The organism is Streptomyces sp. NBC_00316 (assembly GCF_036158715.1).
Classification (GTDB): Bacteria; Actinomycetota; Actinomycetes; order Streptomycetales; family Streptomycetaceae; genus Streptomyces.
Genome location: NZ_CP108023.1, coordinates 7,181,108 through 7,194,282, shown reverse-complemented (window position 1 = coordinate 7,194,282; position 13,175 = coordinate 7,181,108). Strand labels below are relative to the sequence as shown.

Sequence of the window (13,175 nt, the reverse complement as noted above, 5' to 3'; positions counted from 1 at the left end):
GTTACTCGGCGGGGTTCGGGAGGGTGTCCGTACCGACCGCGACGACGTCGCCGATGACGATCACGGCCGGGGGGCGTACCTCTTCGGCGGCGGCCCGTTCGGCGACGGTGGCAAGGGTCGCGTCGACCCGGCGCTGCGCCGCGGTGGTGCCCTCCTGGACGAGGGCGACCGGGGTGTCGGGGGACTTGCCGTGGCCGATGAGGGCCTGGGCGATGGCGCCGATCTTGTCGACGGCCATCAGCAGCACGAGGGTACCGCGCAGCTGTGCGAGGGCCGCCCAGTCGACCAGCGAACGCTCGTCGTCGGGGGCGACATGGCCGCTGACGACGGTGAACTCGTGAGCGACGCCGCGGTGGGTGACGGGGATGCCGGCCGCACCCGGCACGGAGATCGAGCTGGAGATGCCGGGGACGACCGTGCAGGAAATGCCCTCGGCGGCGAGGGCCTGCGCCTCCTCCATGCCCCGGCCGAAGACGAACGGGTCGCCGCCCTTGAGCCGGACGACGGCCTTGCCCGCCTTGGCGTGCTCGATGAGTGCCTGGTTGATCGCCTCCTGGGCCATGAAGCGGCCGTACGGAATCTTCGCGGCGTCGATCACCTCGACGTGCGGCGGCAGTTCATCGAGCAGGTCGCGCGGGCCGAGCCGGTCGGCGATGACGACATCGGCCTCGGCAAGGAGGCGCCGCCCGCGGACAGTGATCAGGTCGGGGTCGCCGGGGCCGCCACCGACCAGGGAGACGCCGGGGACGGGTCGGGTGCGGTGGTGCGGCGCGGCGAGCGTGCCGTCGCGCAGGCCCTCGACGATGGCGTCGCGGACGGCGGCGGAGTGGCGCGGGTCACGGCCCTGCGCGTCGGTGGAGAGGACGGCGACGGTCACTCCCTCGCTGCGGCCGGTGGCCGGAGTCCAGGCGGTGGCGGCATCGGCGTTGTCGCTGCGCACGCACCAGGTGCGGGTGCGCTCGGCCTCGGCCGACGCCGCGTCGTTGGCTGCGGCGTCGTCGGAGGCGATGAGCGCGTACCAGGTGTCGGCCAGATCGCCGTCCGCGTACCGCCGGCGCTCCCAGCGGATCTCGCCGGCGTCGGCCATCGCCTCGACGGACGGGGTCGCGGACGGCGATACGAGGGTGATGTCGGCGCCCGCCGCGATGAGCGCGGGGAGGCGGCGCTGAGCGACCTGGCCGCCGCCGACGACGACGACGCGGCGCCCGCTCAGGCGCAGTCCGACGGGGTACGCGGGGTGATCGGCGTGCTCGGCCATGCGGTGCAGGCTCCTCGAACAGTGCGGGGTGCGGGCCGCTGCGGCGGTGGAGCGGCTGTGACGTGCGGGTTTGTGGAGGCGTGGGTCCACGATACGGGGTGGAGCATGGCCCGTTGCAGGGCCGAGTGCGGTGCGGGTGGGTGGCCCGGGACGGGGCGGGTGGGGGACGGCTGCGCGCAGCTGTCCCCCACCCGCCCCGTCCCGAAACCGCGGCTCCGGACGGTCCGGACCGACGCCCGGACGGTCCGGAGGAACCACCCGGGCCGGACCGATGCCCGGGCGGGCCGGCGGAGCCGGCCGGGCTACTTCTCCGTGACACCCGCCGAGTCGAACGTCGCCACCTCGTGCATCGCCCGCGCCGCGCTCTGCACGATCGGCAGCGCCAGCAGTGCGCCCGTCCCTTCGCCGAGGCGGAGGTCGAGGTCGATCAGCGGGCGCAGGCCCAGCTTGTTGAGCGCCGCGACATGGCCGGGCTCCGCGCTGCGGTGACCGGCGATGCATGCGGCGAGGGCCTCGGGGGCGATCGCCCGGGCGACCAGGGCCGCGGCGCCCGCGCTCACCCCGTCCAGGACGACGGGCGTACGCAGCGACGCACCGCCCAGCAGGAAGCCGGCCATCGCGGCATGCTCCAGGCCGCCGACCGCGGCGAGCACGCCGATCGGGTCGGCGGGATCGGGCTGGTGCAGTTCGAGGGCCCGGCGGACCACGTCGACCTTGCGGGCGTGCATCTCGTCATTGATGCCGGTGCCACGACCGGTCACCTCGGCCGGGTCCATGCCGGTGTACACACAGATCAGTGCGGCGGACGCGGTGGTGTTGGCGATGCCCATCTCACCGGTGAGCAGGCCCTTGTTGCCCGCCGCGACCAGGTCGCGGGCGGTCTCGATGCCGACCTCGATGGCCGAGAGGACCTCCTCGCGGGTGAGGGCGGGGCCGGTGGTGAAGTCGGCCGTGCCGGCGCGCACCTTGCGGGGCAGCAGGCCGGGTGTCGCGGGCAGCTCCGTGGCGACGCCGACATCGACCACACACACTTCGGCGCCGACCTGGGACGCGAACGCGTTGCAGACCGCGCCGCCGCCGAGGAAGTTGGCGACCATCTGGCCGGTGACCTCCTGCGGCCACGCGGTGACGCCCTGGGCGTGCACCCCGTGGTCCCCCGCGAAGATCGCGACGGCCGCGGGCTCCGGGATCGGCGGCGGGCACATCCGGGAAAGGCCGGACAGCTGTGCGGAGATGATCTCCAGCATGCCGAGCGCACCGGCCGGCTTGGTCATCCGCTTCTGGCGTTCCCAGGCCTCACCGAGCGCCTTGGCGTCCAGCGGACGGATGTTGGAGATGGTCTCCTGCAGCAGGTCGTGCGGCTCCTCGCCGGGCAGGGCGCGACGGCCGTACGTCTCCTCGTGGACGACCCAGGACAGCGGGCGCCGCTTGGACCAGCCCGCCTGCATCAGTTCGGGCTCCTCGGGGAACTCGTCGACGTAACCGACACAGAGGTACGCGACGACTTCGAGGTGCTCGGGCAGACCCAGGGCGCGGACCATCTCGCGCTCGTCGAAGAAGCTGACCCAGCCGACGCCGAGGCCCTCGGCGCGGGCGGCGAGCCACAGGTTCTCGACGGCGAGCGCCGAGGAGTACGGGGCCATCTGCGGCTGGGTGTGCCGGCCGAGGGTGTGGCGGCCGCCGCGGGTGGGATCGGCGGTGACGACGATGTTCACCGGGGTGTCGAGGATGGCCTCGATCTTCAGTTCCTTGAACTGCTTGGCCCGGCCCTTGGGCAGCGATTTGGCGTATGCGTCGCGCTGACGCTGCGCCAGTTCGTGCATGGAGCGGCGGGTCTCCGCCGACCGGATCACGACGAAGTCCCAGGGCTGCGAGTGGCCGACACTGGGCGCCGTGTGCGCGGCTTCGAGGACGCGGAGCAGGACCTCGTGCGGGATGGGGTCGCTGCGGAAGCCGTTGCGGATGTCGCGGCGCTCGCGCATCACGCGGAGCACGGCTTCGCGCTCGGCGTCGTCGTAGCCGGGGGCCGGTGCCGAGGCCGGGGCGGCGTCGCGGTCGGCGGGCTGCGGTGCCTCGGCCGGCGGGGCGGCCGCGGCAGGGGGCTCGACGGGCTCGGTGGGCTCCGGGTCCGGTGCGGGCGCGTCGGTGACCGTGAGGTCCGGCGTCTCGATGACCTCGGGGCCGGTCTCGGGCTCCAGCACGAGAACCGGCTCGGGGGCGGCCTCGGCGGCAGGCGTGAGGACGGAGTCCTGCGGGGCCGCGACCGGCTCGGGAACGGATACGGGCTCGGGGGCGGCCACCGGTTCAGGGACGGCCACCGCCTCGGGCGCGGGCGCATCGGCCACCACAGGCACGGCTTCGAGGGACTCGGGGGTCTCGACGACCGGATCCGGTACGGGCTCGACGGCGATGGCCACCGGCTCGGGTACGGATACGGGCTCGACGACGGCTTCCGGCTGCGCGGCCTGCTCCGCGACGGGGTGCTCGATGACGGCCTGCTCGGTGACGGGCTGCTCCGCGACAGGGTGCTCGGCGAAGGCCTGCTCCGCGACAGGCTCCTCGATGACGGCCTGCTCGGCGACGGGCTGCTCCGCAAGGGCCGGCTCCACGAGGACCTGTTCCACGACCGGCGTCGGGGCGAGGTGGGGGGTGGTCGGCACGGATCCCTCCACGGGCACGAACTGCCCCACGGGCGCGGCGTCCACGAGAGCCCCGGCAGCGACGGGCACGGCTTCCGGCGCGGCGACCGGTGCGGCCCCGACCTGCTCGGCGACCAGCAGCGGTTCGGCAGCCGGCTCCGGGACGACGGCCTCCGGCACGACCGTTTCTGCGGCGGTGTGTGCCGTCACGGCTTCGGCAGCCACTGCCACGGGCACGGGTGCCGCGGCCTGCTCCGGTGCCTGGGCCACCCACGGGCTCGCAGGCTGCGACGGGATCTCTCCGAGCTGCGGGCCCGGCAGGTCGAGGTACTCGGGACCGGTGGTGGGCGGTCCCGAGTGCCGCGCGGCCATCGGGGTCTGCGGCGCCTCCGCGGGACCGCGGTCGGCGAGCGAGCGGACCACGCCGCCGGTCGGCGTCCCGCCGTACGACGGAGTCGGGTCGCCCGAGGCCGGGCCGCGGTGCAGCGGCCGACGCACGGGGGCGGCGGGCTGCGCGACCGCGACCGCCGCGGGGGGCGCTGCCGGCATACGTACGCCGTTGAGGTCGACGGCGCCCGAGTCACGGCCGCCGGACTCGTGGGTGCCCTGTCCGGTCTCGGTCATCGCCCCGGCGACGGCCTGCTGCACGGCGTACACCGCGGGGTCCGGGACTTCCTGGACCTGTACGGGACCCTGCGCGTGCGCAGCGTGCATGCTGCCCATGTGCACCTGCGGTTGCGTCCGGTACGCCGCCTGCTCGCCCTGCGGAGCCGGTGTGTGCACGGCCCCGTTGTCGACCGGCTGACCGGCCGGTGCGCCATGCGGTTCGCTCCAGGCGCCCTGGGCGCTCGGCATCAGCAGGAGGTCGTCGTCCTCGGACGCATGCTCGGAGGGATCGAGGTAGGTGTACGCACCCGGGGCGGGGACGCCCGGCTGCTCCACCATGCCTGCGTTCTCCGGCAGTCCCTCGCCCGGGATCTGGCCGGTGTCACTCATGCGTACCCCTCGCCCATCGTCAGTGCTCCTTCGGCCCTTCGCCCGGGACGCCCGACCACGGCACGCCGGTGCTCGTCATGAAGAACGAGCGGGCTCGCCGCGCGGCACGAATCGGTCGCGGACATCCAACATTCTCGCGGCCGTTCGCCGCCGCGGCAGGCAGTTCCGCCACGGCTCGATGTGGACTGCGCCACGTTGCGCACCCCCCGGGTCCGCTGTACCACAACGGGGTCCAAAACGGTCCCCTTTTCCGGACATTGACGAACGAAGCGACGAACGAACGGGTGCGGTACAACGATCGGCCAGCCTACCCCGCGCCGTATGCCGACCGGGTCACGGGGCGAGGTCCGAGCGCAGCGCCGAGAGCAGAAACACGACCGAGCGTTCGCGCTCCGACCATGCGGCCGTGTCGAGTTCGACGGACTGGAGGAGCGAGCACTCGACGGTGTACCCGTTCCCGGAGAGTGCCGCGCCGAGGGCCTCGGCCTCGTCCCGGGTCGACGCGTGGGTGACGATGCGCTCCGGCCGGCGGTCGGCGACGGCCGTGACGACGGGGACTCCGCCCCCTCCGATGCGTACGACATCGGGCTCGGGCAGCCGCTCCAGCACATGGGGAGCACGGCCCTGGACGACCTGGACCTGTACGCCGAAGGCCCGGGCCGCGGCTGCCGTACGGGCGCAGGCGCCGGGGTCGCTGTCGACGGCCAGGACCGCCGCGCCGAACCGTGCCGCCTCGACGGCCAGGGCCCCGCCGCCGGAGCCGACATCCCAGACGAGGTCGCCGGTGCGCGGGCCGAGGCGGGCGAGTTGAGCGGCCCGCAGCCCTGCGGACTCGCCTTCGCCGCACTCCCCGTCAGGGTCCGCGGCGCCCCCGGAGTACGCCGCGGGGGGCAGCGCCCAGCCGCGTACGCCATGGGGATGGCGTCCGGCGATCCAGGATCCGGTCGATTGCTGTTCGGGGCCGCTCCCGATGACGATCACGACATTCGGGTCGCGCCAGACGTGGTCGGCGGCCTTGTCCGAGGTGAGGACGGTGACCTGCTCGCGTGCGGTGCCGAGTTCCTCGCAGATGACGAAGGTCCGGTGGACGCCTTCGAGGAGCAGGGCGAGCTCGGCGGGGCCCGCGCCGGGCGACGTGAGGACGGCGACCTTGTGGTGGGCGCGGCAGACGTTGACGGCGCGGCGCAGGGTGCGGGGGTGGGCGACGACGATCTGGGCGTCCTCCCAGGGCATTCCCGCGCGGGCGAACGCGGTGGCGACGGCGGACACCGCCGGCACGACTTCGACTTCGAGGCCGTGTTCGGGTGCGCGGAGATTGCGTACGACTCCGAAGAAGCCGGGGTCGCCGTCGGCGAGGACCACGGCGCTGCCGCGATGGCCGGCGATCCTGCGGGCGGCCAGGTCGATGGAGCCGAGGCGGATCCGTTCGGCGGTCGCCGGGACTTCGGGGAGTGCGAGGTGGTGTGCGGCGCCCGCGACGAGGGTGGCGGCCGAGAGAGCGGCCGTGGCCGCTGCGGTCAGCGGCGAGCCGTCCCAGCCGATCACCGTGACCCGATCGGCCATCTGTCGTCAGTCTCCTGGAGTCGTCGCAGGTGGGAATGCCCACGAGGCGGCGGGCAGGGTGAGAGTACCTGGTCCCCCACAGGTCCGGACCAGCGCGGTCCCCGGCGCCGGCTCCGGCCTCAGTTCCAGTCGTTGTAGCCGCCGTAGCCGCCCGCGTCGGCCAGCTGCTCGGCGACGCCCTCGAGGTCCTCGGGAAGCAGGCCCCAGACGATCAGATCGGTCCTGAAGTCGGTCCAGCCGCCGTCCTCGGTCTGGGTGCGCGCTATCCGGGCGTTGCGCAGGACACCCTCGCTGATGCAGCCGAGCTTCTGGGCCACCTGCTGGGAGGCGGTGTTGTCGGCGGCGGTGCGCAGCTCGATGCGTTCGAAGCCCTGGTCACGGAAGAGCCATTGGGCGAGCGCCAGCACGGACTCGGTGGCGTAACCCTCACCGCGGGCCCAGGGGGCGGTGATGTACGCGGCCTCGGTCGCGAGGGTGCGCCAGTCGGTGTGCTGGAGGCGGACCGAGCCGACGAGCCGCTGGGTCAGGAATTCGGTCACGGCGAAGACGATGCCGTCGCCGCCGGTGCGCTGTGCGGGAGCGATCCTGCGCACCCACCGTTCCGCGTCGACCTCGGTGTAGGGGTGGGGCACATCGGTCCAGGCGGTGACGAGTTCGTCGTTCATCATCTCGATGTACGCGGGGACGTCCGTCATGTCGAACGGGCGCAGCACCAACCGATCCGTGCTGATGGAGATGGACGGAAAGGTGGAAGTCATGCGCAGCTCCATGCCGAAGACCGTGTAAAGGCACAGCATGCAGCATCGGGCGGACGTTGTGCATGGCCGGGTGCGCACGGCCGAGCCCCGCGCACCCCGGTGGGGTGCGCGGGGCTCGGCCACGCTCGTACGGTTCGGGTGTCAGGAGGCGGCGAGGGGGCCGAAGTCGGGGATGACCGAGCCCTGGTAGGTGTCCTCGATGAACTTCTTGACCTCGTCGGAGTGGAGGAGCTTCACGAGCTTCTGGACGCGGGGGTCCTTCTCGTTGCCCTTCTTCACGGCGAGCAGGTTGGCGTACGGGTTGCCTTCCGCCTTCTCCAGCACGATGGCGTCCTTGGCGGGCTTGAGCTTGGCCTGGATGGCGTAGTTGCCGTTGATGACGGCGGCGTCGACATCGTTCAGGGCGCGGGGCACGGTTGCGGCCTCCAGCTCCTTGAACTCCAGGCCCTTCTTGTCCGTGATGTCACTGATCTTGGCGTTGGTGCCGACGCCGTCCTTGACAGTGATCAGTCCGTTCGCGGCGAGCAGCTGGAGGGCGCGGCCCTCGTCCGTGGTGTCGTTCGGCACGGCGATCGTCTGGCCGGGCTTGATGTCCCCCAGGCCCTTGACCTTGTTGGAGTAGAGGCCGAGCGGCTCCAGGTGCACATTGGCGACCGGGACGATGTGGGTGTTGTTCTTCTTGTTGAAGTCGTCGAGGTACGGCCGGTGCTGGAAGTAGTTGGCGTCGACCTGGCCGGTCTCGGTGGCGGTGTTCGGCAGGACGTAGTCCGTGAACTCCTTGACCTCCAGCTTGAGGCCCGCCTTGGCGGCCAGGTTCTTCTTGATGTAGTTCAGGATGTCGGCGTGCGGCGTCGGGGACGCGGCGACGACGAGCGCCTCGGATGTGTCGGCGTTGGCACCGGTCTCGCTCTTGGAGGCCGGGTCGGACGACGTGCCGCAGGCGGTGAGGCCGAAGGCGAGAGCGGCGGTGGCAGCGGCAGCTGCGGTGATCTTGATGTTCTTACGCACGAAAAGTGCCTCTTTCTGGTGGTGAAGGTGGTGCGCCCGGACAAGGAGTTCGGGCCTGTGAGCGGAGAGAAAGTCTCAGGAGGCGGTGCGGCCCCGGCGTGCCAGCAGGCGCACGGCCACGTCACCGATCAGCTGGATCACGGTCACGATCACGATCAGCAGGGCGACCGTGATGAGCATGAACTGGTTGTCGAAGCGCTGGAATCCGTAGGTGACGGCCTTGGCGCCGAGCCCTTCGCCGCCGACCGCACCGGCCATCGCGGAGTAACCGATGAGCGCGATCACGGTGGTGGTGACGCCGGAGACGAGCGACGGAAGGGCCTGCGGGAGCAGGACCTTGCGGACGATCGTCGGAATGGATCCGCCCATCGACTGGACGGCCTCGACGAGCCCGTGGTCGACCTCGCGGACCGACGTCTCGACGAGCCGGGCGAAGAACGGGATGGCGCCGACGGCCAGCGGCACGATCATCGCGGTCGGTCCGATGAAGGTGCCGACGACCCAGGTGGTGAAGGGGATCAGGGCGATGAGCAGGATGATGAACGGCAGCGAACGGCCGATGTTCACGATCACGCCGATGACCTTGTTCACCACGGTGTTCTGGAGCAGTCCGCCCCTGTCGGTGAGGACGAGCAGCACACCGAGCGGCAGGCCGACGAGGACGGTGACGACCGCGGACCACAGCACCATGTACAGGGTGTCGAAGGTTCCCTGGGACAGCAGCGGCTGCATTTCGGACCAGGTCACTTGGCCACCTCCTTGGCGAGCGGGGTCTGGGTGAGTACGGCGGGGGTCTGTACGGGGACGGACGCGGCGACGGCCGTGTCCACGATCTCGGCCTGCAGGCCCTGCTCGCGCAGGAAGCCGATCGGCACGACGTTCTCCTCGAAGCGGCCGGGCAGCTCGATGCGCATCCGGCCGATCTGCTTGCCGCCGACGGTGTCCATCGCGGCGCCCAGGATCGAGATGTCGATGTTGTACGTACGGGCGAGCTGGGAGATCACCGGCTGGGTCGCGGCTTCGCCGTGGAAGGTGACGTCGACGACCGTGCGGTCGGGGCCGGAGGCCGTACCGCCGACCGGGAACAGCTCGTGGGCCAGCTGGGAGCCGGGGGTGGCGAGCAGTTCCGCGACGGTGCCGGACTCGACGATGCGCCCCTTCTGCATGAGGGCGGCCGAGTCGCAGATCGTCTTGACGACGTCCATCTCGTGCGTGATCAGCAGAACGGTCAGGCCGAGCTGCTGGTTGAGATCGCGCAGCAGCTGGAGGATGGACCGGGTGGTCTCGGGGTCGAGGGCGGACGTCGCCTCGTCGGAGAGCAGCACCTTGGGGTCACCGGCCAGTGCGCGGGCGATGCCGACGCGCTGCTTCTGACCGCCGGAGAGCTGGCCGGGGTACGCCTTCGCCTTGTCGGCGAGGCCGACCAGGTCGAGAAGTTCGAGCGCCTTGCGGGTCCGGTCGCGGCCGGAGACGCCGAGGATCTCCAGCGGGAGCTCGATGTTGTCCTGGACCGTGCGCGAGGCCAGCAGGTTGAAGTGCTGGAAGACCATGCCGATCCGGCTGCGCGCCTCGCGGAGCTCCTTGCCGGCGCGGCGGCCCCGGCCCGCGAGAGCGGTGAGGTCCTGGCCGGCCACGGTCACGGTGCCCGAGGTGGGGCGCTCCAGCAGGTTGATGCAGCGGATCAGGGAGGACTTGCCGGCGCCGCTCTGTCCGATGACGCCGTGCACCTCGCCTTCGCGGACATGCAGGTCGACGCCGTCGAGGGCGGTGACCTCACGGCCGCGCGCCTGGTAGACCTTCGTGAGGCCCGTCGTGGTGATCACAGGGGTTTCCGTCACTGTCGAGTGCGCGGCGCGGTGTCCGCCGGGCACGGGGCATTCGTCTGAAGAGACTGTTCGGACTCGGGTGTTCGGGCCGGTGTGTCTCGGCACTGCTGCGGGCGGCGGATGGCCGGGGGCAGCACATGCTCGGGCAGGCTCGTTCCGCTCGGTACGGACGGCGTGGAGCTCGATCTCGCTTCGGGGCGCGAGACTCAGGCGGGGGCCCTCAGAAGGCGCGCATTCGACACATACAACGAGCACCGGGCGTGGTGATCGCCTCGGTCGCAAGGATGCGTTCGCTCGTCGTGGTCATGCGGCAAGTAAAACAGAAGCGATGATCCGCCAGGCCCACCCGTCCGAATAGCGGACAGGCGTGGATGGTCGCGCCATCCGGTTCAGTTCGCGGTGGAGATCTCCAGTCCTACGGCTGTGACCTGCACCGATATGGCGGAGAGGTCGGCGACGACCGCGTCCGCCGCCAGCTCTTCGCGGTCGTGTGTTGTGGTCAAGGCCACGGTCCTCATCCCTGCGGCCCGTGCGGCCCGCAGCCCTGCGGGGGCGTCCTCGAAGACCACGCAGCGGGCCGGGTCGATGCCGAGGCGACGGGCCGCGAGCAGATAGGGCTCGGGGTCCGGCTTGCCACGGGTGACGTCCTCGGCGGCGATCATCACAGGAAAGTCGATCCCGGCCTCGCGCAGCCGTGCCTCGCCGAGCGGCCGGGTCGCGGAGGTGACGACGGCCCAGCGGTCCGCGGGCAGCGAACCGAGCAGTTCCTTGGTGCCCGGGAGCACCTCGACCCCGCCGGGGACGTCCTCGATCTCCAGCTGCTCGATACGGGCCAGGGCACCGTCGACCCGGTCCTCGGGCAGCAGATCGGCGATGATCTCGACGGCCGTGCGGCCGTGCAGCTCGACGCCGGTGAAGTCCTCCGCCGTGACGCCGTACTCCTGGGCCCATCGGATCCAGCAGCGGAACACCGACTCGATGGAGGAGAGCAGCGTTCCGTCGTTGTCGAACAGCAGGGCCTCGGCGTGGATCTTCATGGTCGCCGACCCTAGTCCCCGGGCCCGGGGGCGCACGCAGCGGGCCATTTGGTCCGTAATACCCTCAGCTCATGCTTGACGCCCTGACGATCGCGGTCGCCGTGACCGCGCTCGCCCTCGCCGCCTGGTGCGGATTCGCCGCCTACCGGGACCAGCCGACCAAGGACTGGCACTTCATCGGAATGGCCGTGGTGTCGCTGCTGGCGCTGGCCCAGCTGGTGGTGGGGATCGTGCTGCTGGCCGGGGGCCACCGGCCGGAGCAGGGCATGACGATCTTCATCTGCTACCTGATCGGGGCCTTCGCAGCCGTGCCCGCGGCAGGTTTTCTGTCGCTGACCGAGCGGACCCGGTGGGGTTCGGTGACGGTGGCGGCCGGCGCGGTCGTGCTGGCTGTTCTGGAAGTACGGCTCTACGACATCTGGGGAAGCTGACCGTGACCGAGACCGACACCACCTCCGGTTCCGCACAGAAGGCCCGGTTCGAGCTGAGCGCCGGCCCCGGCCGCGTACTGGTCTGGTTCTACGGGGTGTTCACCGTGGCGGCCGCCTCCCGTTCGATCGTCCAGATGATCCTGGACTTCGGCAAGGCGCCGCTCGCGTACGTGCTGTCTGCCGTCGCCGCCCTGGTGTACGGCTTCATCACGTACTCGCTGGTGCGCGGCGGCGAAAGGGCCCGCAGGACGGCGCTGGTGTGCTGCGCCGCCGAGCTCGCGGGCGTGCTGATCGTCGGTACGTGGACGCTGGTCGAGCCGTCGGCCTTCACGGACGCCACCGTCTGGTCGTACCTGGGCAGGGACTACCTGTTCATCCCGGTGATCCTGCCGGTCACCGGGATGATCTGGCTGCGCCGCTCGAAGAACGGGTGACGTCCGGGCCCGTCGCCGCTCAGGCGCTGGCCACGTAGGCCGGTGCGGCGGCGTCCTTCTCCAACTGGACCAGCCGGACGCCGTCCTGACCGGTGGTGTTGCCCACGGGTGCGTAACCCGCCCTCCGGTAGAGCCGCAGATTGACCTCGCTGCGGTGCCCCGTGTGCAGCCGGAAGCGGGTGGCCGACCGCTCGTCCGCGAGTGCGGACTCCGCGGCCTTCAGCAGCCGGGCGCCGAGGCCGTGCCGCTGGAGCCGGGGGTGGACACAGAGCCGCGCTATCTCGCCGGTGCCGTCCGGGTCGGTGGACCCGCACACCGCACCGACGACCTCGTCGCCGAGCCGCGCCACGAACACGAGATGCGCGGTCAGTTGGCTGCGGACCGATTCGAGGGTCTGCACCAGCGGGTCGATCCGGTAGTTCCCGTACAGCTCCGCCTCGCTCTGGAAGCAGAGGTACTGGAGTTTCAAGATCTGTTCGGCGTCCTCCGCCGTAGCCGCCGAGATGATCACGCTCATGCCCATGTGTGCATGCCTCCCGCTCAACTGATCCACCGGTTGTCTAACGCTCCTATCCCCGCACTTCAGGAACGACAACCTCCGCCGCGAGCATTCTGCGCAGACATCCAAGGCATCGGGAACGGATCGGGCCCAAACTGCCTTGTGACATACCCAACTTCCCTGCGATCTCCCGGTAGGTGGGATCGCCCGGGGAGAGCATCTCCGCCAGCAGCCGGGCACACCGTCCGGGCAGCCGTTCCACCGCGGCGTGCAGCGCCCTGCGTTCGTCGGCACCGACCGCCGACCGCTCGGGGCAGCGGGCGGGATCCGCGGTGGTCCCGTCGGTGTACGGACGTTCGCGCCGGGCGGCACGGCGGGCGCGGCGCGCCTCCGCCCGTACGGTGTCGCGGACCCAGCGGGCCGGGTCGGCCGGCGGCCCCTGATCCGCGAGCAGCTCCAGCAGCCGCAGCCAGACCGCCTGTTCGAGATCGGCGGGTTCGACGGCTGCGCCCGCCGCCGCGTCGCTCGCCTCGGCCGTCGCCTCGGCGCTGACGAGGGGGTGCAGGGCGTGGACGACGGACGCGGGGGCCGCGGCGGGGGCGGCTGCGAGAAGTGTCATGCCCCACCCGACGCGGACCCGCGGCGGCCGGTTGCCGTCCGCGGGACGCACCACCCGACCGGGGCATGCCCCGGTCGGGTGCTGACGCGGGGGATGCGTCAGGTCCT

Annotated in this window: 12 protein-coding genes; 2 read left to right on the top strand and 10 right to left on the bottom strand. The window is 71.6% G+C overall.

The window, feature by feature from the left end; translation table 11 throughout:
* Nucleotide 1: 1 nt before the first annotated feature.
* The 8 genes from cobA to OG878_RS31965 all read right to left on the bottom strand — a co-directional run bounded on the left by cobA (nt 2) and on the right by OG878_RS31965 (nt 11,085).
* Nucleotides 2–1,258 (bottom strand): uroporphyrinogen-III C-methyltransferase, encoded by a 1,257-nt coding sequence (gene cobA, locus OG878_RS32000; RefSeq protein ID WP_328890000.1) that lies wholly within the window; start codon nt 1,256–1,258, stop codon nt 2–4.
* Between the two features lie 302 nt (nt 1,259–1,560).
* Nucleotides 1,561–4,893, bottom strand: coding sequence for a nicotinate-nucleotide--dimethylbenzimidazole phosphoribosyltransferase (gene cobT, locus OG878_RS31995; protein WP_328889999.1), 3,333 nt, complete (start codon nt 4,891–4,893; stop codon nt 1,561–1,563).
* A gap of 333 nt (nt 4,894–5,226) precedes the next feature.
* Complete coding sequence (cbiE, locus tag OG878_RS31990; RefSeq protein ID WP_328889998.1) at nt 5,227–6,456, bottom strand: precorrin-6y C5,15-methyltransferase (decarboxylating) subunit CbiE; 1,230 nt, start codon at nt 6,454–6,456, stop codon at nt 5,227–5,229.
* A gap of 119 nt (nt 6,457–6,575) precedes the next feature.
* Entirely contained in the window at nt 6,576–7,253 is a 678-nt protein-coding gene (locus OG878_RS31985; RefSeq protein ID WP_328889997.1) for a GNAT family N-acetyltransferase, read from the bottom strand.
* Between the two features lie 102 nt (nt 7,254–7,355).
* Nucleotides 7,356–8,222, bottom strand: coding sequence for a MetQ/NlpA family ABC transporter substrate-binding protein (locus tag OG878_RS31980; protein ID WP_328889996.1), 867 nt, complete (start codon nt 8,220–8,222; stop codon nt 7,356–7,358).
* A 75-nt stretch (nt 8,223–8,297) separates the two neighbouring features.
* Nucleotides 8,298–8,969: a methionine ABC transporter permease gene (locus OG878_RS31975; RefSeq protein WP_328889995.1), complete on the bottom strand. Its 672-nt coding sequence runs from the start codon at nt 8,967–8,969 to the stop codon at nt 8,298–8,300.
* Nucleotides 8,966–10,045: a methionine ABC transporter ATP-binding protein gene (locus OG878_RS31970; RefSeq protein ID WP_328889994.1), complete on the bottom strand. Its 1,080-nt coding sequence runs from the start codon at nt 10,043–10,045 to the stop codon at nt 8,966–8,968. Before OG878_RS31970 ends, OG878_RS31975 begins: the two co-directional genes overlap by 4 nt.
* 392 nt (nt 10,046–10,437) lie before the next feature.
* A complete protein-coding gene (locus tag OG878_RS31965) occupies nt 10,438–11,085 on the bottom strand; it encodes an HAD-IA family hydrolase (protein ID WP_328889993.1) in 648 nt (215 codons plus the stop codon).
* Between the two features lie 71 nt (nt 11,086–11,156).
* Between OG878_RS31965 and OG878_RS31960 the strand changes: the two genes are divergently transcribed.
* Entirely contained in the window at nt 11,157–11,516 is a 360-nt protein-coding gene (locus OG878_RS31960; RefSeq protein ID WP_277325168.1) for a hypothetical protein, read from the top strand.
* A 2-nt stretch (nt 11,517–11,518) separates the two neighbouring features.
* Nucleotides 11,519–11,950: a hypothetical protein gene (locus OG878_RS31955; protein ID WP_328889992.1), complete on the top strand. Its 432-nt coding sequence runs from the start codon at nt 11,519–11,521 to the stop codon at nt 11,948–11,950.
* 19 nt (nt 11,951–11,969) lie between these two features.
* Here OG878_RS31955 and OG878_RS31950 read toward each other — a convergent pair whose 3' ends face one another.
* The gene (locus tag OG878_RS31950; RefSeq protein WP_328889991.1) at nt 11,970–12,473 is read right to left on the bottom strand and encodes a GNAT family N-acetyltransferase; all 504 of its coding nucleotides are present in this window, start codon (nt 12,471–12,473) and stop codon (nt 11,970–11,972) included.
* Nucleotides 12,474–12,519: 46 nt separating this feature from the next.
* Nucleotides 12,520–13,068, bottom strand: a complete 549-nt coding sequence (locus OG878_RS31945) for a sigma-70 family RNA polymerase sigma factor (RefSeq protein ID WP_328889990.1) — start codon at nt 13,066–13,068, stop codon at nt 12,520–12,522.
* Nucleotides 13,069–13,175: the final 107 nt, after the last annotated feature.

Coding starts and splice junctions, on each gene's coding strand:
- cobA (WP_328890000.1), bottom strand. CDS start 1,258: ATGGCCGAGCACGCCGATCACCCCGCGTACCCCGTCGGACTGCGCCTG.
- cobT (WP_328889999.1), bottom strand. CDS start 4,893: ATGAGTGACACCGGCCAGATCCCGGGCGAGGGACTGCCGGAGAACGCA.
- OG878_RS31945 (WP_328889990.1), bottom strand. CDS start 13,068: ATGACACTTCTCGCAGCCGCCCCCGCCGCGGCCCCCGCGTCCGTCGTC.
- OG878_RS31965 (WP_328889993.1), bottom strand. CDS start 11,085: ATGAAGATCCACGCCGAGGCCCTGCTGTTCGACAACGACGGAACGCTG.
- OG878_RS31960 (WP_277325168.1), top strand. CDS start 11,157: ATGCTTGACGCCCTGACGATCGCGGTCGCCGTGACCGCGCTCGCCCTC.
- OG878_RS31950 (WP_328889991.1), bottom strand. CDS start 12,473: ATGGGCATGAGCGTGATCATCTCGGCGGCTACGGCGGAGGACGCCGAA.
- OG878_RS31985 (WP_328889997.1), bottom strand. CDS start 7,253: ATGCTGTGCCTTTACACGGTCTTCGGCATGGAGCTGCGCATGACTTCC.
- cbiE (WP_328889998.1), bottom strand. CDS start 6,456: ATGGCCGATCGGGTCACGGTGATCGGCTGGGACGGCTCGCCGCTGACC.